This is a genomic window from Brevibacillus fluminis (assembly GCF_003710825.1).
Lineage (GTDB): Bacteria > Bacillota > Bacilli > Brevibacillales > Brevibacillaceae > Brevibacillus_D > Brevibacillus_D fluminis.
The window spans coordinates 273,429-296,981 of record NZ_RHHQ01000007.1 but is presented as its reverse complement, the minus strand read 5'-3'; the positions used below and the strand labels follow the sequence as shown (position 1 = coordinate 296,981).

Here is a 23,553-nt window from a genome sequence, read left to right as displayed (position 1 = left end):
TTTGTTGTTTACTCATCGTTTTTCTTCAATTTTTCAATCTCTTGTTCGGTAATGCCTGTGAACACTGCGATTTGTGCGAGGCTCATGTGATGGCAATGAATAATGCCCCAAATATTATCCATCCTAAGAAAATATTACACGTTGGGGGGAGTTGATCATGTTCTTTTTTGGTGAATTCCTCAAAAGAAAACGTTACTCCCACAGGGGAAAACAAGTGAAATCGAACCAACCGGTTCAGGAGGAAGATGTTCGTCCGCTTCATCCTGAATTGTCCCGGAATATCGAGGAAATCCACCGTTCTTTCCCTGCTTCACCCGATTTGGTTATTTATGAGGTAGCGGTCGGTCCCCATGGGACTCCGATTGCTCTTTGCTATCTTGATGGAATGACAGATAAAAATGCGCTCAACAACAACGTTTTGCGCCCATTGATGTATGGTAACACCGATCCAAGAAACGAAATTGAAATCCCGTTACCTACGATCAGCGGGTTCAACATCGTTACGACCTGGGGCGACGTGGTAACCGCCATTCTCTTTGGAGAGAGCGTGCTTTTCATGGAAGGGCGGCAGGAGGCGTGGGTCTACGATACAAAAGGCTGGCCCCAGCGCGCTATCGAAGATCCCCAGCTGGAAAGCTCTCTAAAAGGGGCGCATCAGGGTTTTTTGGAGATCGGGATGCAAAATATCTCGATGCTGCGAAGGTACATTCCGAGCCCGGGGCTTCGCATTGTAAAGCAGGTGGTAGGGAGTCGTGGGAAAACACAAGTCTGGATCATGTATATAGAAGATATCGCCCATCCGGACGTTCTTTTGGAACTGGAAGGGCGCATTAGCCAAATCGATGTAGATGCCGTGATCAATACGGGGGAATTGGCTGAGCTTATCGAAGATAACCCGTTTTCGCCGTTTCCCCAGTTCATCATCACGGAGCGTCCGGATTCAGCAGCAGCCCAACTGCTGGCAGGTCGTTTTGTCGTGGTCGTTGACCGTTCACCCAGCGTCATCATCGCCCCGGTTTCGTTTACTTCGTTTTTTCAAAGTATCGATGACTACAGCATGCGTTGGCAGATTGCATCGTTTATTCGGCTTTTACGCTTTTTGGCTTTCATGATCGCCTTGTTTCTCCCGGCTATCTATATTGCGTTCATTTCTTACAATTACGAGGTGGTCCCGCTTCAATTGTTTTTGTCGATCGCCGAATCAAGGGCACGGGTGCCGTTCCCGCCTCTTCTGGAAGCCACAATGATGGAAATCATGCTGGAAATGATGCGTGAGGCTGGGATCCGCCTTCCTGCTCCGGTTGGGCAAACGATCGGGATCGTGGGTGGCATCGTCATCGGGCAGGCTGCTGTACAAGCAGGCATTGTCAGCAACATCATGGTCATCGTGGTTGCCTCCACCGCGATCGCTTCGTTCATTCTGCCCAGCTACGACATGGGGACTGCGGTCAGGCTGCTGCGTTTTCCGATGATGTTGATGGCCTCGCTGTTTGGGATCGTCGGGATCGTGATTGGCGCTATGACTCTGGTTGCCCATCTGGTCGCCCTAGAGTCGGTTGGGACTCCTTACGGCAGCCCACTGGCCCCGTTCCGTTGGGTAGATATGAAGGATACGTTCATCCGTTTCCCTTTATGGACGATGCTCAAGCGGCCGAAAAGCGCCAGACCGACGCAAGAAGTCCGGATGAGCCACACACGCCCGAGAGGGGACCAGTCATGAGAAAATACACGCTGAACGAAATTACCTTGATGCAATACATTTTTCTGATCCATGGGGCCCAAGTCGGAACAGGGATATTGTCACTTCCGAGGCAGGTTGCCGAAAAGAGCGGAACAGACGGATGGGTGACGATACTCGTGGCGTGGGTGATCAACTGTTTGGCGGGTTGGATCATCTTGCTGACGCTTAGGAAGTATCCGAACTTTACAATGCTGGATTTGTTCAGCTACTTGTTCGGAAAGTGGTTCGGGAAACTACTATTTCTTCCTTTGATTGCCTACTTTGCCTTTTTTGGCCTGGACATCCTGGTGAATTCGATGCTCTATATCAAAGCATGGTTTTTGACGAAAACACCAGGATATCTGGTCCTGCTGCTGTTCGCTATTCCGACCTATCTTGTCGTTCGCAATGGCTTGCGCGTACAAGCCCGATACGTGGAACTCGTCTTTTATATGATGTTATGGATCCCGTTTTTTTTGTTGTTTCCGCTGGGGAGAGCAGAGCCTCTCCATCTGCTGCCTGTGCTTAAGGAAGGATGGGGCCCCGTCTTGAAGGGATTGCCGACGACGGTTTTCGCTTATGCGGGCATCGAGGTCCTCTTTTTTATTCATCCGTTTCTGCAAAACAAGAAATACGCCATACACGGGTTTTTAATCGCCAATACCATGACGATGCTCTACTATATGTACGTCACCATCGTTTGCTTTGTTTTTTATACGCCGGATGGAATCACCACGTTGAATCAACCTGTGTTGAGTTTGCTCAAAAACATCGAGTTTCGCTTTCTGGAACGGTTCGATATGGTGATTCTGGCTTTTTATTTATTTGTCGTGTCCAAGGCCTGGATCATCTACATTTACTGCACTGTTTTCTCAACATCCCAAATCCGTCAGAAACATGATCATCGCCTGCACAGCTCCATTTATTTATTGCTGGCAATCGGAGTTGTCTACGTGGTTAAGCCGACATGGAATCAAGCCGACGAATGGGTAAAGCTGCTGACCCGTGCCGGAATGATTGTCATGTATGTGCTTCCTGTTCTGCTGTACGTCTATGTCCGAGGCTTCGAACTGTTCCGGAGGGGGAAAGCCGAATGAAGAAGCTGTTGATCGGGCTCTTGTCTCTGGCAATGGTAACGACAGGATGTGCGGACAGGATCGATATCGAAGACGCATCCCTATCTCTTCTCATCGGTATCGATCTTGATGAAAAGAATAACTTGATTTTTTCCGCATCCAGCCCCGTTTTCAATAAAGAGGCAAAAATTAAAGAAGAGGTCTATGTATCAAGGGCGGCAACGCTGCGGAAATCGAGGGATGAAGACGACAAAACGTTTATGGCTTTGACGACCGGAGGGAAAGCGCAGGTGTTTTTGATCGGAAAGCGCGTGATGCAGCATAAGGGCTGGTTCAAGCTGCTTGAACCGTTTCTGCGGGATCCCAAAAACACAGTGAACGTGAGAATTGCGATGGTCGAAGGACTTGCTTACGAGCTCATCCAATTGAAACCCGCAAACAAGCCTCGTCTCCCCCTTTACCTGGCAAAACTGATCGATACGGCCTCTCGCCGAAATCTTACCGTAAAGACAACACTGCAGGATCTTCGCAGGGAGACGTACGAAAAAGGAATAACGCCGAGCGTGACCGAACTGCACACCGATGATGAGGTGATGGTCGTCGGTACGGCGCTGTTCGAAGAAGGGGGAAGATATGCGTTCACCATTGGTGCCGACGAGACCAAATTGCTTCGCATTTTACAGAACAAGCTGAAAGGGGACTTCGGATTCACGTTTAAAGCCCCCGAGCAACCGAAGGGTGAGGTTTTCCCAGCCAATGCGTATAGCTTCTCCACCGAGAAAATCTCCGTTAAAACAAAAACAGGATTTTCAGACGACAAGTTCAAGTTCGACATTGAGGTAAAAATGAGGGTAGCTTTGACAGAACGGCTGTTTCAACTCGATATCAGGAAAGAGGCGAAAAAGCTGGAGAAGGACATGGAAGAAGAGTTGGATAAACGCTTCAAGGTGCTCATCCGCAAAATTCAAAAAGCGAAAATCGATCCGATTGGCCTTGGCTTGCACGCGCGTGCTTATGAATACAGTCATTGGAAGTCTGTGCAAAATCAATGGGGCGAAGCACTCGCGAAGGGGGATGTGAACGTAAAGGTGAAAGCCACCATTATCGGAATGGGAACGTCGAAATAGGAAGAGGCCCTGAAAAAATCCCCCTGACTTCCAAAGGGTCAGGGGGATTTGGTGTTCCTTACATTATTTTTCCTTCCAAAAATCATGCTGCTCAGCTAAATATGGTTTCAGCGTGCTGTACGGAATCTCGAATTCGGGGAAGCCTGCTGCGTACGGGGTATATTCGTATGGCTGGAAATAGACAACGATCCCGTTTTTGGTCAAGTAAAACGCCGTGTCATCCTCGATGCTTTCGAAGTCTTCAAGCAGCGGCATTTCCATGCTCTTAAAACCGTCTTTGATCACGGTGTTGCTCACTTTTTTGTAGTCACTACCCGCTTTGAACAAGTCTTTCAGGCCGATAGTTTTGCCTGTCGCCATATCGAGAACGACAGAGTCTCTTCCCGGCATACCGTGCGCCGCGCCGATGTAGTAGGAATACGAGTCGCCGATAATGTTGAGGATGTTGTTTTTCTGGAACACGACGCGGTAATCCGACGAAAAGCTGAGGTCTGGTTCTTCCTCGATTTTAGGCGCGAATTTCTCAACCAGCGTTTTGTTCAGCGCATCCTGCAGCTTGGTATCCTTCAATCCGGTGACTTGCGGATAGTACATGTAGGAATCCTCGGATTGAAGCGACTGTTTCTTTTCCACCAATGTCGCACCGTTGCCGAGGGCATAATCGCGCGATTCGGTCCAGACCGTTTTGCCGGTCATATCGATATAAGAAGAGTGCAGATCCTTGCTCACTTCCGCCAAACCGTCCTGAAACGGATAAATGGTACCTTGTGCTTCAAGAAGTTGTTTGCCCGTCTTATCGAATAGCTTATTGTCTACATAAACAAGGCCATCGATCACTTGCGGCAGCGCGTCCCATACCGGTTTCACCACGTATTCGCCCTTGGCATTGATCAGCCCGTACTTGTATGTTTCTCCCTCTTGCACTTCGACGGGTGCGAGGCCGTCTGTGAAATCACCGACGCTGAAAAAGTTCGGCTGAATAACGACTTTGCCCGTTTTATCGATAAAGCCCATTTTGTCGTTAATCGTGACAGCCGCTTTGCCCTCGTGGAATTCTCCAGCAAAGCTATACTGGGCTGGCAGGATGAGCTTGCCAGTCTTGTCGATGTAGCCTTGCTTTGCATTATCCTGACTTACAGCTGCCAACCCTTCGGAAAAACGCCCGACCATATCATAGGTCGGCTTCACAATCCAGTTCCCCTTTTCGTCTATGAAGCCCCATTTTTCGCCATCGAGTACTGCTGCAAGACCTTCATAGTAGCCGTCCAAACCGATCTTGTCCGGGTTTGGTCCCATTGCCTTGCCGGTTTTGTCAATGGTCAACACATCATCGTTTAAGCTGACGTGGGCGATTCCGTTTGTAAACGAGTCCACCACTGATTCATAAACGGGCTGAATCACGAATTTGCCTGTCCGGTCGATGAAGCCCACCTTGCCGTTTTCCCCGCTCGCCGGCGCCAATCCTTCGCTAAACGTGCCCACCCAGCTGAATTGCGGGGCAATCATCTGTTTGCCTTCTTTATTGATAAAGCCGAATTTGAAGTTGATGTATGCCGGATAAAGCGGATCGTCCTGCTTCTTCTCTTCCGCCATGGCACCGTTTAAGCCAAAAAGCATGCTGCTGATCAGTACAACCGACAGCGCTGTCGCATTTTTTTTCATTCTTTCTTCCCCGCTTTCTCTCTCCAGTGATCGCATCACCTAAAATAGACGATTCTCTCGTTAGTTTCGTTACAAATTTTTGCAAGTTTCCCCTCTTTATAAGATCGGCGAAACGAGGCGCGCAATTGACTCCTTGAAGCGGGCAAATCGTGACCGTCGGATGTATTCGGCCAGCGTTTCCTCGCTGCATTCCTTCAGGTCCTCGTTGAAAATGTGTGCCAGCTTGCAAGCCGTCTCCGTATCGTACACAAAAGCATTGATCTCAAAATTGAGCTTGAAGCTACGAATGTCCAGGTTGGCCGTGCCGACAGAGGCGATCTTTCCATCAACGACAATCGTTTTGGCGTGGAGGAACCCTTTTTCATAAAAGTAGCACTTGATCCCGCTCTCCAAAAGCTCCCCCACATACGAATGCGATGCCCAGCGGGTAAATTTATGATCGGCTTTTCGCGGCAGCATCAGCTTGACGTCCACGCCGGAGAGAGCGGCGATTTTCATCGCGTTGAGCAGACTGTCATCCGGGATGAAATAAGGAGATTGCAGCAGGACAGACTCTTTCGCCGAATGAATCATTTTGACATACCCGTCGCGTATGTGATGCCACTTGGAATTCGGTCCGCTGGTCACGATTTGGATCGCCGTCTTGCCCTCGCCTACCTCCTTGGGAAAATAGCGCTCTTCATAGGCAACGCCCTCCCCGGTGGCCAGGTTCCAATCCAGAAAGAACGGCGCCTGCAAATTAAGCACGGCCCCGCCTGACAGGCGCAGGTGCGTGTCGCGCCAGTAGCCTAGGTAAGGGTCCAAACCCAAATATTCGTTTCCGACGTTAAACCCGCCCACATAGCCGACTTTTCCGTCGATGACGACGATCTTGCGGTGGTTGCGGTAATTGATCCGCGGGTTAATATACGGGATTTTGGACGGAAAGAACGGAACCGCTTCCCCGCCTGCCTTCCGTAGCTCGTCAAAAAAATGACGCGACAGATGCGAGGAGCCGATGTCGTCATACAAGAAGCGGACCTCCACGCCTTCCCGCGCTTTTTTCGTCAACGCGTTCAAGATCCGTCGTCCCAGCTCGTCATCGCGCACGATGTAGTAGAGCATGTGGATATGATCCTGTGCAGCCTCAATATCTTGCAAAAGCTGCGCGAATTTGTCATTCCCATCCGTAAAAATGTCCACCTTATTATCGGAGGAAAGCAAGCTGTAGTTGGTAGTCAGATGCATGTAAATGAGATTTTCGTACTCATAAACCGACGGGTCATGGCAGCCAAGCTGGGCGTGGGTCAGCTGTGTCGCCTGCTCTTCTACTTGCCTGGAAACCATAGCGACTTCCTGCCGCTTGATGCGGTAGATTTTCCGCTTGCGCAAATTTTGGCCAAGAAAGATATAAAGAAAGAATCCGACGATCGGGAAAAACACCAATACCATCAGCCACGACCATGTGGCAGCAATGTTGCGCCGTTCGAGAAAAATGATGGATAGGGCAAACATGATGTTCACAACCAATAGAAGGATATATAGCTTTGATAAAATTTCCACGTGCGAATCCCTCCGTTCTGATGGCCGTCCGTCTATTATAACAAAAAGGAAGAGATTCCCTCAAAAACGAATCGTTTTTTCGCGTTTCTTCTTATTTTTTTAAAAAAGGCTTTTTATTTGGCACGACAGTTGCTAGGATAAGAGACGAAAAAAACTTATTCTACCGAATGGAGGCTCGTTACTTGTCACAACCTAGAACACTCAAACGCTCACTCTCGCTATTTCACGTCATCTTTTTCGGCCTTGCCTATATGGCGCCGCTGACGATTTTCACTACGTACGGGGTTGCCACGCAGGCATCGCACGGCATGCTGCCGGCTGCCTATATCGTCGCCCTGATTGCGATGGCCTTCACCGCCTATAGCTATGGCAGAATGGTCAAGGTGTATCCAATGTCCGGTTCCGCCTATACCTATACGCAAAAATCGCTGAATTCGCATGCCGGCTTCCTTGTTGGCTGGGCTATTTTGATGGATTATCTGTTCTTACCGATGATTAACTACTTGGTTGCCGCACTGTATTTGGCGATTTATTTTCCCAGCGTCCCGTTCTGGGTCTGGGTTATCAGCTTCATCGTGATTACTACGGTGCTCAACATTTTGGGAATCAAGCTGGCTACCAATATCAATACGCTGTTTGTCATTTATCAATTTTTCGTTCTGGTCGTTTTCGTCGTGCTGTCGATCAAAGGCATCCTACATGGCATGGGTACGGGCACGCTCGTCTCAATTAAGCCGTTCTTCAATCCAGACGTGCCGCTTTCGTCTGTTATGGCGGGCGCATCGCTGCTGTGCCTCTCCTTCCTCGGATTCGATGCGGTCTCGACCTTGTCCGAGGAAACTAAAAATCCGGACAAAACGATTCCGAAAGCGATTTTGTTGGTGACGCTGATCGGAGGCGCCTTGTTCATCTTCATTTCGTATGTGGGCCACATGGTATATCCTGACTATGCGTCGTTCAAAAACCCGGATACGGCTGCGTATGAGATGATCGAGTATGTCGGCGGCAACTTGTTGACCGCCCTGTTTACAGCGGCGTCGCTCGTCGGCTTCCTTGCCTCGGCAGTGGCCGCCCATGGCAGCGTAACGCGTCTGTTGTACGCGATGGGCCGTGACTCGGTTCTTCCGCAGAAGCTGTTTGGCTCGCTCCACCCGCGATTCAAAACGCCGGTGTTCAACATCGTGCTCGTCGGTGTGCTGTCGCTGACTGCGTTGTTCGTTGATCTGGTTACCGCGACTTCTTTTATCAATTTTGGGGCGCTGGTTGCCTTTACGTTCGTCAACCTGTCCGTGATTGCGCATTATTATGTGCGCAACCGCCGCCGTTCACCGCTGGATACGCTTAGGTACTTGATCCTTCCGCTGATCGGTGCAGGCTTTACGGTATGGCTCTGGACCAGTCTGGACAAGCATTCGCTGATTCTTGGCGGTGTTTGGGCGCTTTGCGGGCTGCTGTATTTGATGTATTTGACCAAGATGTTTACGAAGCGGCCGCCTGAGTTGAATTTTGATGAGGTGGATTTAGAAAAGGACAATTAGGATTCGTTTATGACAACCTCGGCTTGTAGCTGGGGTTGTTTTTTATTTTGGCTTATGTGGAGGTGAGGGGATTTTTGCAAGAAAGTTCCACGGCAGCGGTGACGCTGCCCTCTAGGGGTCGGGGTGAACGGCCCGAAGGAAAAATGGAAACTGCGCCCCAAAGCCACACGCTGCGCGGCGGGTGTACCTCAATGCAGTAGATGTGGCGCAAAAGCGTTTCCATTTTTTCCTCCGGGCCTGGCAGGCATCGCCAAAGCTGGCGTTCCACTTTCTTGCAAAAATCCCTTCGCTGCAGTTATCAAAAAGATAAAAAAACCGAAATAAAAGCTGGGAAAACGCCACGTACAGGCATCTCCCAGCTTTTTCGCATTTTCCTCTATTCGTCAATGAATCAACCCGATCATCTGCCAGAATGGCACGCAGGCGACTATCAGTATCAGGACCATGATTGCGTAGCATACGGCGATGAATTGGCCTTGTTTGTGGGTGAAGGAGCGTTCCTCCGTGCTGTAGTAGGCTGTCAAATAGGTTGGTGATTGGTACGCGAAGAAGAATGGATCCGTAGAGAGCAAGATTATAAACACGAGCACCCATGGGTGGATCTCCATTTTTTGCGCCAGCGGCAGCATCGACATAACTAGTAATATGACAGCGGGGTCGTCGCGGATGATCAAGGTGACCAGAAATGATAGTAGCGAGACGGCGATCAGAAACAAGTAAGGTGATGTCATGAACGGTGCCATGTACTGGCTTGTCGCCTGTGCCATCACATCTGCAACGCCAAGCTGTGTCGCTACTTCCGCAAAGCTGAAGGCGATTCCGATAAAGAGAAGGAACGGCCAGTCGATGCCGCTTTTCAACGTTTTTGCATCCAGCACGCCGGTGATGACGAAAACGGCGAAGCCGAGCAGCATGACCCAGGCGTTGTCAATCCCGTGCAAAGGCTGGAGCATCAAGAGCACGATGCATGCCAGCGTGACCGCGATCGTGATTTTTTCTTCGCGGGTCAATGCACCGAGAACGCGGATCTGGTCGTCGATCACTTCTTTCGTAATCGGTTTGGCAGGCGCTTTCGGTTTGAAAAAAATAAGGATAACCGCAAGCATACCGATCGTGAAAACCACAAAGGCCGGCAGCGCATACCAAAACCATTGGAACCAGGAAAGGCTGCTATTGCCCGCTACCAAGCCGTACGCCATGACGTTCGTGTACGAACCGGTCAACACAAATGGCGCCATAAAGCCGTAAAAGATCATCGCCGCGAGCCCAAGTCCTGCCGCTCCCTTGCTTCTGTCGGCGAAGCCCATCGATTCGGAAATGGTCTGGGCGATCGGAACTCCTAGCGTCGCCTTGGCGGATGAGGATGGAATCAGCGGATTGAGCAGCAAGCCGCTGACCGTGATGCCCCACAGTTGTCCGCGATAATGGCTCGGAAACGCTTTTAGCGCATACAAAGACAACCGGTACAAGATCCCCGATTTGGTGATCGCAGCGCCCAAAGCAAGGATGAACAACATGTAGAGCCAAACGGGCGATGCGTACCCGGAGAGCGCTACCTCCGGCTTGACTAAGCCGTCCATAACCCAATACATGGCCATGAACAAGGCAACGATGAAATCAGGAATGATATTGATTATCCAAAAAATAACGGCCGCGATTGCGATGCCGATAAATGCCATGCCTTGGTGCGACAAGCCGCCGAACGGCGCGCTTAGTGAAAAGAACACGATGCATACGATGGCGAGGAGAACAGACAGGCTGGTGATCAATTTGTTTTTGGCGAATAGCTTTCCGGCAGCGTCCACCAAGCCGTTTCGCTTCATCCCGTCTAGCGACAGCTTGGCAAGGAAAAAGGTACGATTCTCATCGTTTGCGGCCGCTGCCGCTGTCTGCTGCGACAGTCCCATGGCCGCATTCAAATACTCCAGCGATTTCGCCGGATGTTGCTGGCGGCAAAGCTCCGCACCGATCCGATAGAGTGCGATCGCCTCGTCGTCGGAAAAGTAGCCGGTGCGCTGCCCGAGAGCGGCATCCAATTTGACGATCCCAAGCTCCGGGTTTTCTTTCACGCACTCTTGCAAAAAGGCGAGCAAGAGCGAAAAATCACAAAAGAGCAACTCTTCCGGACATTGCGCGAGCGCAGAGATGATGATGTTCCAATCGGCGTGTTCTAGTTGATCGCGCTTTTGCGTAAGCAATCCAAGCAGCTTCTCCCACTTTTCTGCATATGCGAAGACATATGCACCATGTCCGATCTCACCATGCTGCAAAAAATCGGCGGCGACCGTCTCCATCCATGCATGTCTGCCTTCCGTATCGCTTGTGGCGCCGTACAGCTCGATCAGCTTGCTTCTTGCTCCAGGCAAAACCTCAAGGAGCTGAACATTCTCCTCGACCGGCTTCAGATAGTTCCCGACGGACGGATTCGCCCGCAGCCCTTCTTCCCACGTCGGAATGTTCAACTCGCGCAGTATCAGGCGTTTGCTGACATAAGGTACATGAGCACAGCGCAAGATGACTTTGTGCCACGTCGGATCGAGCACGCGGAACTCCGCTGCAAACTGTCTCGCCCGTTCCTCTTTCGCGTCCTGCAAGTTGTGGTTCGTCTGGACGAGCCGCTTGGACAGCAGTCGAATAAAATAGGCGGAAATGGAGGTTTTCTCGTTCACCAGCTCGATAAACGTCTCCGCATCGATACGCATGAGAACCGTCTCGCCCACTGCGATTGCCGTCGCGGTGCGGGCTTCCCCCGTCAAGAGCGCCATCTCGCCGAATGCCTCGCCCGGCGCAAGGACAACCAGCGAAAACCGGCGGCCGTCCAGTCCCTGCGTGAACAGCTCGATCTTACCGCTTTGGATCAGATACATGCTGTCCCCAGCTGTCCCTTGTTCAAAAACCGTTTCCCCATTCTGATAGGATATGCGTTCGAGCTTGCCCAGCAAGCGAGCCTGTTCGACTTTTGACAATCCATGAAGCATTTCAATTTGATTCAAGCCCTCACCTCGTATCCGTTTCCCATTGCGTCGTATGAGCGGAATTATAGCGTCTTTTCGTCCAGCCTGTCATCTCCCCAAATGGATAGCGCGTATAAGAAAAACTTCTCTCAGAAGTCCTCTCAAGAAGCAGATCCTTCGATCTGTGGAAGTTTTTACCGATGCCTATGCTGGAAGTGACGCTGAGGTACTCCGTCTTCCGCTCCAGAATTTATAAGCGCGAGCGCTTATAAATTCTTATACGATTAGAAAACCTGGCTACGCCATGCTTTTGGCTTAAGCCGCGGTTGCACTTATATCTGTATAAAAAACCGACTCTCAGCGATGTGCCAAGAATCGGTTATGGATCAGCTCGTACATGCTGTCGACATCATCAATCCCGAAAACGGGCAGCCCTTCCTGCCGGAACGCAAACCAGCTCGCCGCTCCCACCACATTGCTCAACTCCGTAAGCAGAGCGGTATGCGATTGTTCCCGCATCAGCACAAGCTTTGGATAGCACTCCCGCTTGTAGCCCTCGACCAAGATCATCTCGGCCCCCGCGTCTGCCAAACGTTTGATCAGCTCGTCGGGAGAAAGACTCCCTCTTTGGATCAGCGCACTTTTGGCTGCTGATTGGATTGCCACAAACGATGCTCCGGCCGCGCTGAAGCGGTGCGTGTCTTTACCCGGCTGGTCGAGCTCGAAATCGTGGGCGCCGTCATGTTTGAGTACACCGACGCGAATGCCAGCATGCTCGAATCGGTGAATCAGCTCGGTCATGAGTGTCGTTTTTCCCGTATTGGAATAGCCGGAGATCTGAAAGACAAAAGGAGTTGCCGTCATCGCTAACTCTCCCCTCCAAAACGCGGCATAGCATGCAAAATCACTTCGACCTCTTCCCCTTCACTCCTGCCTCTTCCGCCAGCCGGAATGATGATGAAACACTCGCTGTTTTTCAGCGTGGTCAAATTCCCTGCTTTGTCGTTCTTATCTGGATACGCAACAAGCTGCATGTTTTCTACCTGTAGACGTCCGCGCAAGTAACGGGGATACGGACACGGCTTTTCACACGAGCTGCCGAGCGTCGCCCGGACGGAATGGCGTAGCACTTTCGTTTGCCCCATCATCTGTTCGAGCAGCGGCCGGACAAACAGCTCGAAGCCGAGAAAACAAGCGCCCGGATTGCCGGACAATCCGCAAAGCGGCTTATTCCGATACATGAGGGCAGTTGTCGGGCTGCCCGGTCGCATCGCCACCCGGTTAAACAAAAGCTGTACATCATCATCGTCCGTCATCGCTGCGATGCCATCGAAGTCGCCGACAGAAACACCGCCCGTCGTCACAAATAGATCCACCTGATCGACCAGCTGATCGAGCGCTTCCTTCGCGACACCAGGATGATCCGACAGCGGCGGAAACAACAGCGGCACTCCACCCGCATCGGCGATCATGCCTGCAAGCATCGGGCCGTTGCTATTGCGAATTTGACCAGGGCGCAGCGGCTCCTCCGGCGGTAGCAGTTCATTGCCTGTGATCAATAATCCGACCCGCGGGCGGCGCACAACGGGGATTCGCACATACCCAAACGCGGCCAAAAGCGCCATCACGCCGCCATTAATCCGCTCGCCGCGCTCGATCACTTGCGTCCCTTGCAATATTTCCTCACCGCGGCGCGAGATGTTTTCACCGGCTTTCATCGCTCGCTTGACGCCGACACGCTCGCTGATTTCACCCGGATTTTCAGTTTGTTCAAACATGACGACCGCATCCGCCCCTTCCGGCATTTGTGCGCCTGTCATGATCCGGATCGCGGTGTTGGGCAAAACCTGTTTGGACGGCACCTGCCCTGCAGCGATGGTTTCGATCACGTTCAACCATACCGGATGCTCGACTGACGCATGGACGGTATCCTCCGCCCTGACGGCGTAGCCGTCCAACGGGGAGCGGTCAAAAGGCGGCATGTCGCTATCCGCTTGAAGCAAACGGGCCATCACGCGTCCATGCGCTTCATAGAGGCTGATCTCCTCTTGCGGAAGCGGATGGGCGGTTGCCGCAAGCAGCATTTGGACTGCTTTCTCCACGCTGATTGTCTCTCTTGTAAAGCGCATCTTTTTTCCTCCTTGGCTGCAGCGGTCGTTCGTAGATTTTTACAAGAAAGCTCTACGGAAGGGGGCTCCATCAGCCGTTCAGCATTCGCGCTTCCGTCCCACTTTCTTGCAAAAATCGGTTCGCTGCCCTTGTTTCTCCTATCGTGCGCAATGGCAAGCGGATTTGGCAAAAGTCCTGTCCTTTTCCATTCTACTCGCTGTGTGGCTCTCTCGCATCCCATTTCGATACTCTTGCTCACAGCTGGTGCGCCATACGATGAAAAAATCGCCATGAAGCCACTCGACTGCCCGAGGCAGTGAAGGGTTCACGGCGATTGTCCTTGGCAGGTCCGCTACCAGGTGTCAATGTCCCATGTAGGCGAGAGCAGTCAGCCAAAACGATGCGCAGGAACGCTGCGCTGTCTGGCTTACGACTCGTGCTTGAATTTCTTCTCGATGTCTTGGTCGAACACAAAGATGGACATGCCGAAATCTCGCTCGATGTCGATATCGACAAACAAATCCACGAATTTTGCGCCCAACAGCTGTTCTATTTCGACCGGACGGTTCTTGCGGTACATCTCCTTGACCATTTCCGTGCGGGCGGAACGGAGCATTTGCTTTCCTTCCTCCGCTGTGGCAATGAATTTTTCCACTGGCGAAAGATTGCCTTCCATTTCGCTGATCGCCCAATTTTTGCAAAAGGTGGTCATGACCTTGCTCGGTCCTTTTCCCATATGACGTTTGCGGAAAGCTCTGACCAGATTGCTGAATTCAGCTTCATATTTATTCATTACGAGGCAGATCACCTTTACCTATTTTCTGTACTACCCCCAATGTAGCACTGTTCAGCTAATTTTTTCAACAGATGATTTCGCCACTCCCGCCTATTCGCGTTTCCCGTCCATTTGATTAATCGATGAAATTGGTGTGACAGAGAATTATTCGCCATGTATACTATCATGTGAACGTTACCTTTTTCATTCCAGACTTTTGGGGAGGTACATATGTCCGACTTGGATTCAACCATCAAACGGCGCGTACTCAAGATCACCGACTTGACGGCATCATGGGAAGAAGATGAAATCGTCACGGAATATCCGCTTACGCTGTTCGTCAACGATCAGGAATTCGCCACCATCGTCTGCACACCTTCCGATCTGGAGGAAATGGTCATCGGTTTTCTCGCTTCCGAAGGTGCCATCCGCAGCCATAGCGAGATCAAGCACATTTCGATTGATACGGCCCAAGGCTTCGCATACATTGAACTGCATGAACAGACACTTTTGTCGCAACAGTTTTACTCCAAGCGGCGAATCACGTCCTGCTGCGGCAAAAGCCGCCAATCGTTCTACTTTTTCAGCGATGCGCGGACGACCAAGCCGGTGGAGAGCAACACGGTCGTAACACCTGCACAATGCATCGACCTGATGAGCAAGCTGCAAGCCTCGTCTGCCATGCACCGCAGCACGGGCGGCGTGCACAATGCGGCGCTTTGCACACCGGAAGGGATTTTGCTCGGCTATTCCGATATCGGACGCCACAATGCGCTGGATAAAATTTTTGGCCATTGCCTGAAGGAAGGGATTGCGACGAATGACAAAATACTCGTCTTTAGCGGACGCATTTCCTCGGAAGTGTTGCTGAAATCGGCCAAAATCGGCGCAGGAATTCTAATTTCCAAGTCCGCTCCAACCGAGCTCGCCCTAAACTTGGCCGAAGAGCTCGCGATTACCGCGATCGGTTTTGTCAGGGGCAATAAACTGAATGTCTATACACATCATGAGCGGGTACAGCTGCCGTAAGTCGCAGCGCCCGCTTTTATTTTGCTTCCCCTTCACGGCGGACCGACCATTCTGCCAGTGCCCGCTCGTACTCTGTCGGCGTATTGGCGTTGTACGTCGTCCATGGATCGAGCACGTCCTCCGGTACGGCATGTACTCGCATTTTGCCTAATGTCGCCATAAGTTTCAGCTCCCGATTCGCATAGGCGCTCTCCCAGAAAGGTTGCGTTTCCCTGCAGTAGATGCCGAGCAGCGGATGCAGCCGATTTTGCGATTGGGCCAAAATGGCATCCCATTGTTCCACGTTGGCTTGGTAGGCGAGCAGCTTTTCCAACTCGCCGGGTGTGACAAAAGGAAGATCGCAGGAGAGCAGCAGCAGCCTGTCTTCCGTACGGAGCCGACATGCCGTGAGGATGGCGCCCAGCGGTCCGCATGGCTCCACCGCATCGCAGCTCACCTGTATCTCCGAATCGTTCGTTACGGAATCCGGCAGCAGCTGCGGTTCGTTCGTCACGACCAAGCAAGGAAGCGACAGCGCCCGGACACAGCCGACAAGGTGTTCGATCAGCGTTTCTGCGCCCCAACCCAGCAATTCTTTGCGCTGCCCCATTCGGCTGCTTCGTCCGCCTGCCAAAATGACGCCGCACATGCTATACGTGCTATTCATGAGGCATCCGCCCCCCCTTTTCGTTGCGTTTCTTTGTTCCATCATGCACCTCTCCTGCGACCCTGTCAAAATGATTTCACCTGCATCCTCGCCAGGTTTTCCATCTTTTTCGCTAAACGATGTATAATAGAAGCATCACTTGATTTCCCGTGGACAAGATGTGGAGGAACGTATGCTGCAAACATTTGGCTTTTCCCAATACGAAAGCAAAGTATATGAGACGCTGGCCGGAAGCAGCGAGCCGATGGACGCGGCGCTCGTGGTCAAGCATTCTGGCGTACCCAAAGCCAAAATTTATGAAGTGCTCTCCCGCCTGATTGAGAAAGGCATGGTGCTCGATACCGTTTCGGAAAAGAAAAAATTATATGCCGCCCTGCCGCTGCCGAGCCTCATCGACAAGCTGACACGGCAGTTCCAGCAAGATATGGAACAGCTTGCCGCCTCGCTGACGCCGAAGCGGGTGATTGATGACCGCGTATGGAGCCTGAAAGTGGATGCTTCCATCCGCGCCGAGATCAAGCAGATGATCCAGCAAGCCAGCGAATCCATCCGAATAATGGCATGGAGCCAGGATTTCGCGGATTATTTGCCCCTTTTGCTGCAAAAGGAGCGGGAAGGCATCCACATCGAAGCGCTCGTGATCGGGTCGCTTGAAACAGGTTTGTCCAATGTTCACCTGTTGATTCCGAGCAAGGAGCACAATGGGCTGGAGAAATCCCAGCTGATTGTCGCTGATGAACGCGACATGATTTTTGCCGGGGAAGAACAAGGCCAGTGGCATGCGATCAAGACGGGCGCCCAGCCATTCGTGAAGTTTTTTGCGGACTTCTTTTATCATGACGTCGCCTTGTCGCAGATTACGCAAAAGCATTACGACCTGTTGTTCGGTGATGAGGATATTCGGAAAATGCTTGTGCGGTTGAGGTACTGAACAAATGATTTGTTGTCGCATCTCCATTTTAAGGTTACTATATTAGTAGTAACCTTTTTTGTTTTAGGAAGGAGTTTCGTCTTTGTGAATCCACGCGTGTACATTTTGGCTATCGCTTCGTTCGTCGTCGGTACAGTCGAGCTGATTATCGGAGGCACGCTGGACATGATCGCCCGGGATCTGTCTGTCTCACTTAGCGCTGCCGGCCAGCTCATCACGGTCTTCTCGCTCTCTTTCGCGATTACGGCCCCTATTTTGTTGCATCTCACACGGCAGGTGGAGCGAAAAAAGCTGTATCTCGCCTGTCTGTCCGTGTTCTTTTTAAGCAATGTGTTTGCTGCGCTCAGCCCGTCCTATCTGGTTCTGCTGCTGGCTCGAATCGTGGCAGCGTCCAGCGGTTCTTTGCTCGTCATCTTATCGATCACAATCGCGGCGGGAATTGTCCAGCCTGCGTATCGTGGCAGAGCCATCGGTGTCATATTCATGGGAATCAGCGGCTCACTTGTGCTTGGCGTACCTTTGGGTATGATGCTCGGCAATCTGTACGGCTGGCGAGCCCCCTTTTGGCTGATCGCTGCTCTCTCCATCGTCGCAATGGTTTGCCTCGGCCTGTTTTTGCCGAAGGTGTCCACACCCGACCCTGTCCCTTTGAAGCAGCAGCTCGCCGCCTTGAAAAACGTCAAAATCATCAGCGCTCATTTTACGCCATTTTTCATGCTAACCGGGCACTTGACGCTGTACGCGTATTTTACGCCCTTTTTGCAGCAGACGATGGGACTGTCCGCCGGTTGGCTCAGCATCACGTACTTTTTGTTCGGAATCGCTGCCGTAATGGGGGGCGGGATCGGCGGCTGGCTTTCCGATAAATGGGGGGCGACGCGCTCGATCATCACGATCATTTCGCTGTTCGCTGTCATCATGGCGTTTCTGCCGCTTGCGACCCATTCGTTCGCCCTCTTCATGGTCGTGATGGTGCTATGGAGCAGCCTGAGCTGGGCTATCTCTCCAGCGCAGCAGCATTACCTGATTCACTGCGCCCCGGAGACCGCTGACATCCAAATGGGGCTGAATACCTCTGTCCTGCATATCGGGGTGGCCGGCGGTTCCCTCATCGGGGGCTTTGTAGCCGAGCGAGCCTCCGTTTTTTACAACGCATGGGTAGGTGCCGCGATCGTCGTTCTCTCCCTGGTTTGCGCGATTTTTTCCATCACGCGACCACTTGTCGGGCAAAAGGTGCCGCTCACCGATAATAGCTCGGCGTAAAAAAGCAGGATGGCAACGCTGGACAAAGGACCGGCAGCATTCCGGCCAAATGAAAAAACAAGCATGGTTGCGGTTTACTACGCGCTCATGCTTGTTTTTTTTGTCCGCACTCGTTTCTCTTACGCCGTCGACGAATTCACTTCATACGATACCCGGTTGGTCCGCAAGAACAGGTACAGTCCGACGACGACGAACACGCCCCCGGTCATTTGCGAAAACGACAGCATTTCGCCGAACAAAGCCGCCGCCAATATGCTCGCCCCGATTGGCTCGCCTAGCACGCACATGGAAATCGTCGTGCCATTGGTGAATTGCAGAAGCCAGTTGAAGAGAATGTGCCCGAACACTGTCGGCACGATCGCCAGCAGCAGGAAAACGCCCCACTCCTCCAGCGGATAGTTGAACATCGGAATGCCCATCAAAAAATTGTACACGGCAAAAAACGCTCCTGCGATGATAAACACAAGCAGGCTGTACACATACGATGAGATCCTTGTCAAAAGCTGCTGAGCAGCCAGCATGTTGAAAGCCATCGCTAACGTCCCCAAAATGGACAACACGTCGCCGTACACATTTTCCGCCGAGACGCCGATATCGCCCCAGCCGATTAAAACCGCTCCGATAATCGCAACCCCCATCGCCGCAATGGCAAATGGCGTCGTACGCTCCTTGAACAGAAAAAACGCTCCGACCATCACGAACATCGGCTCAAGCGCCATCAAAATCGTCGAGCTGGCAACCGTCGTATACAGAAGCGAGCTCATCCACAGCAAGAAATGCAGTGCGAGAAAAAATCCGGCAACGAGTAAGAGCAGCCAATTTTTGCGGGATATACTTTTCATCGTGCCGAAATATCTGCCGCCAAACGGCAGCATCAGCAGAACTGTGATCAACAGGCGGTACATCGCTTGGACAGATGCGGGCGCATGCGACCATCTGACCAGAATCGGTGAAAATGAAATTGCGATAATTCCGACGATAATGGGAATAAATAGCGGGATTGGGCTTTTCACGTCTCTCATTGGTTTCTCCTTTTTCGATAGATGTACCATAACCTTATCATATGGACCGGATGGAAAAACAATCAGGAAAATCAATCGTTACGATAGGCACTTGTGAAGAGCGAGCTGCTTTTTCGATTACGCCTGACAATAAGAAAGCCCCCGATCGATTTTCGGCTGATCGGAGGCTTCTCGATGATTACGGCTTTGCCGTTGCCGGATTGTTGCCTGTTGCCGGCGTTTTTGTCTGTGTTCCTGTATTCGTTGAACCGGAACCGACTGTTGGCGCTTGTCCCGCTCCCTGCTGCTCCGTCTTGCCGGGGGAAGCAGGTTTGCCCGAATCGGTTGCAGGAGATGGAGTTTGCCCTGCCTTGGTCGGATCATTCGGCCCTGCTGGTGTCGTCGACGCAGGAACCGATTCGTTGCCCGGCACGGTTCCGTTCGGCGTCGTACCTGTTGGCGCTGTTCCGGGATCCGTCTGCTGGCCGGTGGACGGCTGCGAACCCGGGTTCTCCTGATTGTCCCCATTATTGTTCACGACAGGCTGTTGTGGCATTTGCGCCGGACTTGGATCGCCCATCGACAGCATAACTACCCACGCGATCACACCGATGGAAATCACCCCTGCCACGCCGATTAGCAGCTTGTCCATATATTTTCGGAAAAACCGCGACAGTCCGCCCGACGTTTCATCCGCAACCTCTTCGAGCACTTTGCGCAGCTCCGGATGCTTGATCCCGTACCACTTTTTCCGCGACTGCTTATCGCGCAGCTCATCGGGTACGTCCCGGGTCAAATACTGCTTAAGCCCCTCCTTGTATGAGGCCAGCAGTGTTCGTTTGGTAAAAAAGATATGACGCGACATGGACCACACGATAAAATCGAACGCATTATCTGCGCCGCCTTTTCGCTTGATGTAGCACAGCATGTCGTAGAACCGGTAAGACGCTGCCTGAGGCGAGTCCGGATTGTAAAAGGCGAAGGTCACGGTCAAAAACTGCTCCTTGCCAAACGGGCCTTCCAGCAAGCTTTGCAGCATGCGCTGGGTGGTACTGGCATCATCCCTGCTCATTTCCTTATAAAATTGCTCCGGGTCAAAAACCTGGGTATTTTCCAGCAATTCTCCCGCTGCGAGCAAGATCTTCGCTTCTCTTCTGCTCTGCGGGTCGAGCTCTTGTAGAAAAACTTGTAGAAAAACTTGCGGCTTCTCTCTAAGAATTGCTACGATCTTTTCGAAAGCATCTCGGCCAAGCGATTCTAGCTTGATCCCGGCCAAAAATTTCCGCTCCGCCGAAGCGATGATTTCTTCCGCCCATGTGCGTTGACGGGTGAAGTCTGCCAAAAATGTATGCAGTTCGAGCAGCGCGCCGAGCTGATCGCGTTCGCCATCGAACAGCTCCAGCATCCTTGCCTGTGCCCGCTCCTGAAAAACACGATTTTGCAACGACTGCTCGGCAAGCGCCGACCAATAGCGAATTTCCTTTTGAACTTCACTTACCGTCCGGCAAGCGCCAAGTCTTTCTACAGCAAACTCTTCAAAAACCGGCTTGACTACCTTCGGATTTTGCAAACTCGCATTGATCACAAGTGAAAACAACGGTTCGCATGCCTGCAGCAGCTTGTAGAACTCTGCCGCTTCCGTATGAGCGCCTGCTTCTTTTGCCAGCTTGAGCACGTTGATGAAATAAGCGGCGAATTGCTCTTGAACCGCTTCCGATTGAACATGCGGATAATAAGCAACGATCGCCTTGAGCACGTCAAGCGTTGGGAGATTACCGCCAGTAAGCGCCCGATTCTCTTCCTGGAACAGGCCCATGAACAGCTCATGCAGCCGCTGCTTTTGACGGAGGCTGTCATTGCCCGCATACTCGGCGAGCGTATGCAAGATACCCGCCTTGTTGCGTTTATACAGCTCCACAATGCCCTGCTCGATCTGATAAAAAGCGGCAAGCTGGTAGTAGGTCGCGATTCGCATCGTAATCGAGCTGTCCGCACCCGCAAGCACTTCCTCGACAAAGTCGTAAAAGCGCTCGCGAATATGCGGCCGCTCAAGGGTATGCCATGCGAAATCAAGATACTCATGACTCGCCCCTTGCAAATCGACGTTTGCGAAGCGCTGGTTGGGGAAATCGAAAAGGAAGTCTTTCTCGATCTGCTGATCCCCTGCCCGAATGCTGCCCTTCTCCACGAACATGACATTGATGTATTTTTTGCTCTGCGGCTCACTGCTGTACGTCATAAACCCGAAATGGCGCCTCAGCTCATAAGGCAGCGCATCGTACACAACCCGCAGCAGCTCGCGGGCGCGCAAGGACGACTCGGACACATCCGCGTTGAGAATGACATACACCTTTTTCTTGCTTGTGATCGAGCTGATCACAGCATAAAGAAGCTGCTTGAACAGCTTCTCGTCAATGCCTTCCTGAGACAAAACCTGGCGTGGGTTTGCCCCCGCTTGTGACAAGCTGTTTTGCGGGATTGCTGTCAATTCCGGAAGGCTCTTCTCCCCTTCTGCCTGATGGTGACTGACGAATCCACCTGCTGTAAAAATCTTTGCCGGAGCCTTCAGGAATTCATCCCGGCGTGACGGAGGAATCACATAGTTATGTGTAAAAAACGTATTCCGCTGCCCGGTGAAATCGGCGCCGACATAGACGCTGCGCCCCAGGATCAGCTCGCCCGTCTCACTGTGAAAACAGACGAGCGACTCCGGATACAGGCTGACATCGCGTTCCCCGCGCTTCTGCAGTTCTTTCGGCGCGTCATAACCGCAAAACGGATGCAGCATTTTTTTAATGAAGTTGTTGTCGAGAGATTCCGACTTGGCAATCGTATCGTACCCTTCGTTCGAGCGGAAAATCCCTTGCCGCGCACGGGTATAGTATTGCTGCAAGATCAACTGCTGACTCAATGCTGTTCTCTCCCCTCCACGTAGTCCAGCTCATGTAACAGCCAGATGAACGGTTCATCGACGCGAATCGGGGTGACGATTCCGGTAACCCGCTGATCGACAGGATTGCTGCCGAGCGACGATACGGCGAAATACGCGACATTGGTGAAGTATACTTCCAAAGCATCTTTAAAGGGGCGATCCACCTTCTCGATGAAGCGTCGTACCTCCCCGTTAATATTTTCGAATTCGCTTAGGTTGAGAAACTCTTTGTGAACCACGTTTTTGAATACGTTGCTGTTGCTCTTGATGTAATCGCCATCCTCGTCTTTCAGCGATTGCAGCATGTCGCTCTTGGTCAGCACGACTGCTGTTGGAATATTCGTTTTGCTCTGTTCCTGGTAGCCGATGAAGTTTTCGAACAGCGAAATCACGACATCGCGCGGCTCATCATAGCGGGCCGTGAATTCGCCTGGCCGGTCGCCCAGATTGATCATGATGCGATCACGGATCGTTCTGATCTGCAATGGATCGACCAAAAACAAAATGCCGGATGAATTTTTGACATGAGCCGCGTAAATGTCCAAATACTCGCGATCCACCATTCCCTCGCCCGCCACATCAAAGAAAACAAGGGTCAACGGCGCTTTGCTGCTATCCTTGAAAATGAACTGGAAAATAAAAGGCTCCTGCCTCTTTTCCTTCTGGGTGGAATCGAGCAGATTGCCGTGCTCAAACAGCGGCGCCTCATAGTTTTCGCGGAACTTCCGGCTGATTTCGGCATTCAATGGCATGCAAGCCGCTTCAAAATTGCTGGCTGTTATTTTCTGCAGCGTATGGATCAACGAGGTCATGTAGACGGATTTGCCTACCTGTGAGGCGCCGACAATCGAGATGATGTTGCTCGGCGCCTTGCCTGCAGTGATCGGCAATTCGTTGTGGCATTTGGGACACAGTCGCTTTTTTGTAGTCATACCATAGCGGTCCGTCAACCCGACCAAGACATTGTCGACATACAGCTTGTTTTCGTCCGGTACCAGCTCCGGATCAAGTACCGCTTCGATTTCATCAATCGAATCAAGGCCGAACTTGTCCCGATAATGATTGAGGATTTCATCTTCCTGCAACGCATAGTCCTCATCGTCATTACGGTGGTGTGTGGCGCGGAAGACGACATCCTCCGGTGAAAACTTGGAAAAGCATAACGGACAAACAATATCAAAAAAAGGAGGTCGCTCCTTTGGGATCGGTTTTTTTTCGAAGATGCTTTTCAAAAACGTGAACATGCGC

17 protein-coding genes are annotated in these 23,553 nt (G+C 51.7%); 7 read left to right on the top strand and 10 right to left on the bottom strand.

All coding sequences use genetic code 11. The features are described from left to right. The first annotated feature begins 157 nt into the window (after window positions 1-157). From EDM56_RS08175 to EDM56_RS08165, 3 genes are read left to right on the top strand one after another with little or no spacing between them, the layout of a single operon-like run. Window positions 158-1,720, top strand: a complete 1,563-nt coding sequence (locus EDM56_RS08175; RefSeq protein WP_122917402.1) for a spore germination protein — start codon at window positions 158-160, stop codon at window positions 1,718-1,720. After that, on the top strand, window positions 1,717-2,817 hold the full coding sequence (locus EDM56_RS08170; protein ID WP_122917401.1) for a GerAB/ArcD/ProY family transporter: 1,101 nt from the start codon (window positions 1,717-1,719) through the stop codon (window positions 2,815-2,817). Before EDM56_RS08175 ends, EDM56_RS08170 begins: the two co-directional genes overlap by 4 nt. After that, a complete protein-coding gene (locus EDM56_RS08165) occupies window positions 2,814-3,923 on the top strand; it encodes a Ger(x)C family spore germination protein (protein WP_122917400.1) in 1,110 nt (369 codons plus the stop codon). The genes EDM56_RS08170 and EDM56_RS08165 overlap by 4 nt, the downstream gene beginning before the upstream one ends. 63 nt (window positions 3,924-3,986) lie before the next feature. Here the strand turns inward: EDM56_RS08165 and EDM56_RS08160 are convergent, their stop codons facing one another. Together EDM56_RS08160 and cls are read right to left on the bottom strand one after the other, a co-directional pair. After that, on the bottom strand, window positions 3,987-5,585 hold the full coding sequence (locus EDM56_RS08160) for a WG repeat-containing protein (protein ID WP_183192346.1): 1,599 nt from the start codon (window positions 5,583-5,585) through the stop codon (window positions 3,987-3,989). Between the two features lie 96 nt (window positions 5,586-5,681). Further along, on the bottom strand, window positions 5,682-7,127 hold the full coding sequence (gene cls, locus EDM56_RS08155) for a cardiolipin synthase (protein ID WP_122917398.1): 1,446 nt from the start codon (window positions 7,125-7,127) through the stop codon (window positions 5,682-5,684). 182 nt (window positions 7,128-7,309) lie between these two features. Here cls and EDM56_RS08150 point away from each other — a divergent pair, with 182 nt between their 5' ends. Beyond that, window positions 7,310-8,665, top strand: coding sequence for an APC family permease (locus tag EDM56_RS08150; protein ID WP_246009305.1), 1,356 nt, complete (start codon window positions 7,310-7,312; stop codon window positions 8,663-8,665). A gap of 383 nt (window positions 8,666-9,048) precedes the next feature. Here the strand turns inward: EDM56_RS08150 and EDM56_RS08140 are convergent, their stop codons facing one another. The 4 genes from EDM56_RS08140 to EDM56_RS08125 form a co-directional block, all read right to left on the bottom strand. Further along, window positions 9,049-11,658 (bottom strand): SLC13 family permease, encoded by a 2,610-nt coding sequence (locus tag EDM56_RS08140; protein ID WP_122917395.1) that lies wholly within the window; start codon window positions 11,656-11,658, stop codon window positions 9,049-9,051. Window positions 11,659-11,976: 318 nt separating this feature from the next. Next, window positions 11,977-12,483 (bottom strand): molybdopterin-guanine dinucleotide biosynthesis protein B, encoded by a 507-nt coding sequence (mobB, locus tag EDM56_RS08135; protein WP_122917394.1) that lies wholly within the window; start codon window positions 12,481-12,483, stop codon window positions 11,977-11,979. Between the two features lie 2 nt (window positions 12,484-12,485). Beyond that, window positions 12,486-13,748 (bottom strand): molybdopterin molybdotransferase MoeA, encoded by a 1,263-nt coding sequence (locus EDM56_RS08130; RefSeq protein WP_122917393.1) that lies wholly within the window; start codon window positions 13,746-13,748, stop codon window positions 12,486-12,488. A 407-nt stretch (window positions 13,749-14,155) separates the two neighbouring features. Then, a complete protein-coding gene (locus tag EDM56_RS08125) occupies window positions 14,156-14,521 on the bottom strand; it encodes a Na-translocating system protein MpsC family protein (RefSeq protein WP_122917392.1) in 366 nt (121 codons plus the stop codon). Between the two features lie 213 nt (window positions 14,522-14,734). Here EDM56_RS08125 and fdhD point away from each other — a divergent pair, with 213 nt between their 5' ends. Then, on the top strand, window positions 14,735-15,532 hold the full coding sequence (gene fdhD / locus EDM56_RS08120; RefSeq protein WP_122917391.1) for a formate dehydrogenase accessory sulfurtransferase FdhD: 798 nt from the start codon (window positions 14,735-14,737) through the stop codon (window positions 15,530-15,532). A gap of 16 nt (window positions 15,533-15,548) precedes the next feature. Here the strand turns inward: fdhD and mobA are convergent, their stop codons facing one another. Further along, the gene (gene mobA / locus EDM56_RS08115) at window positions 15,549-16,178 is read right to left on the bottom strand and encodes a molybdenum cofactor guanylyltransferase (protein ID WP_183192345.1); all 630 of its coding nucleotides are present in this window, start codon (window positions 16,176-16,178) and stop codon (window positions 15,549-15,551) included. 172 nt (window positions 16,179-16,350) lie between these two features. Here mobA and EDM56_RS08110 point away from each other — a divergent pair, with 172 nt between their 5' ends. Both EDM56_RS08110 and EDM56_RS08105 read left to right on the top strand, forming a co-directional pair. Then, on the top strand, window positions 16,351-17,109 hold the full coding sequence (locus tag EDM56_RS08110) for a TrmB family transcriptional regulator (protein ID WP_122917389.1): 759 nt from the start codon (window positions 16,351-16,353) through the stop codon (window positions 17,107-17,109). Window positions 17,110-17,193: 84 nt separating this feature from the next. Continuing rightward, complete coding sequence (locus tag EDM56_RS08105) at window positions 17,194-18,372, top strand: MFS transporter (protein ID WP_122917388.1); 1,179 nt, start codon at window positions 17,194-17,196, stop codon at window positions 18,370-18,372. 119 nt (window positions 18,373-18,491) lie between these two features. Here the strand turns inward: EDM56_RS08105 and EDM56_RS08100 are convergent, their stop codons facing one another. The 3 genes from EDM56_RS08100 to EDM56_RS08090 all read right to left on the bottom strand — a co-directional run bounded on the left by EDM56_RS08100 (window position 18,492) and on the right by EDM56_RS08090 (window position 23,549). Then, window positions 18,492-19,394, bottom strand: coding sequence for a DMT family transporter (locus EDM56_RS08100; RefSeq protein ID WP_122917387.1), 903 nt, complete (start codon window positions 19,392-19,394; stop codon window positions 18,492-18,494). 178 nt (window positions 19,395-19,572) lie between these two features. Further along, entirely contained in the window at window positions 19,573-22,284 is a 2,712-nt protein-coding gene (locus tag EDM56_RS08095; RefSeq protein WP_122917386.1) for a GAP1-N2 domain-containing protein, read from the bottom strand. Continuing rightward, window positions 22,281-23,549 (bottom strand): TRAFAC clade GTPase domain-containing protein, encoded by a 1,269-nt coding sequence (locus EDM56_RS08090; RefSeq protein WP_122917385.1) that lies wholly within the window; start codon window positions 23,547-23,549, stop codon window positions 22,281-22,283. Before EDM56_RS08090 ends, EDM56_RS08095 begins: the two co-directional genes overlap by 4 nt. Window positions 23,550-23,553: the final 4 nt, after the last annotated feature.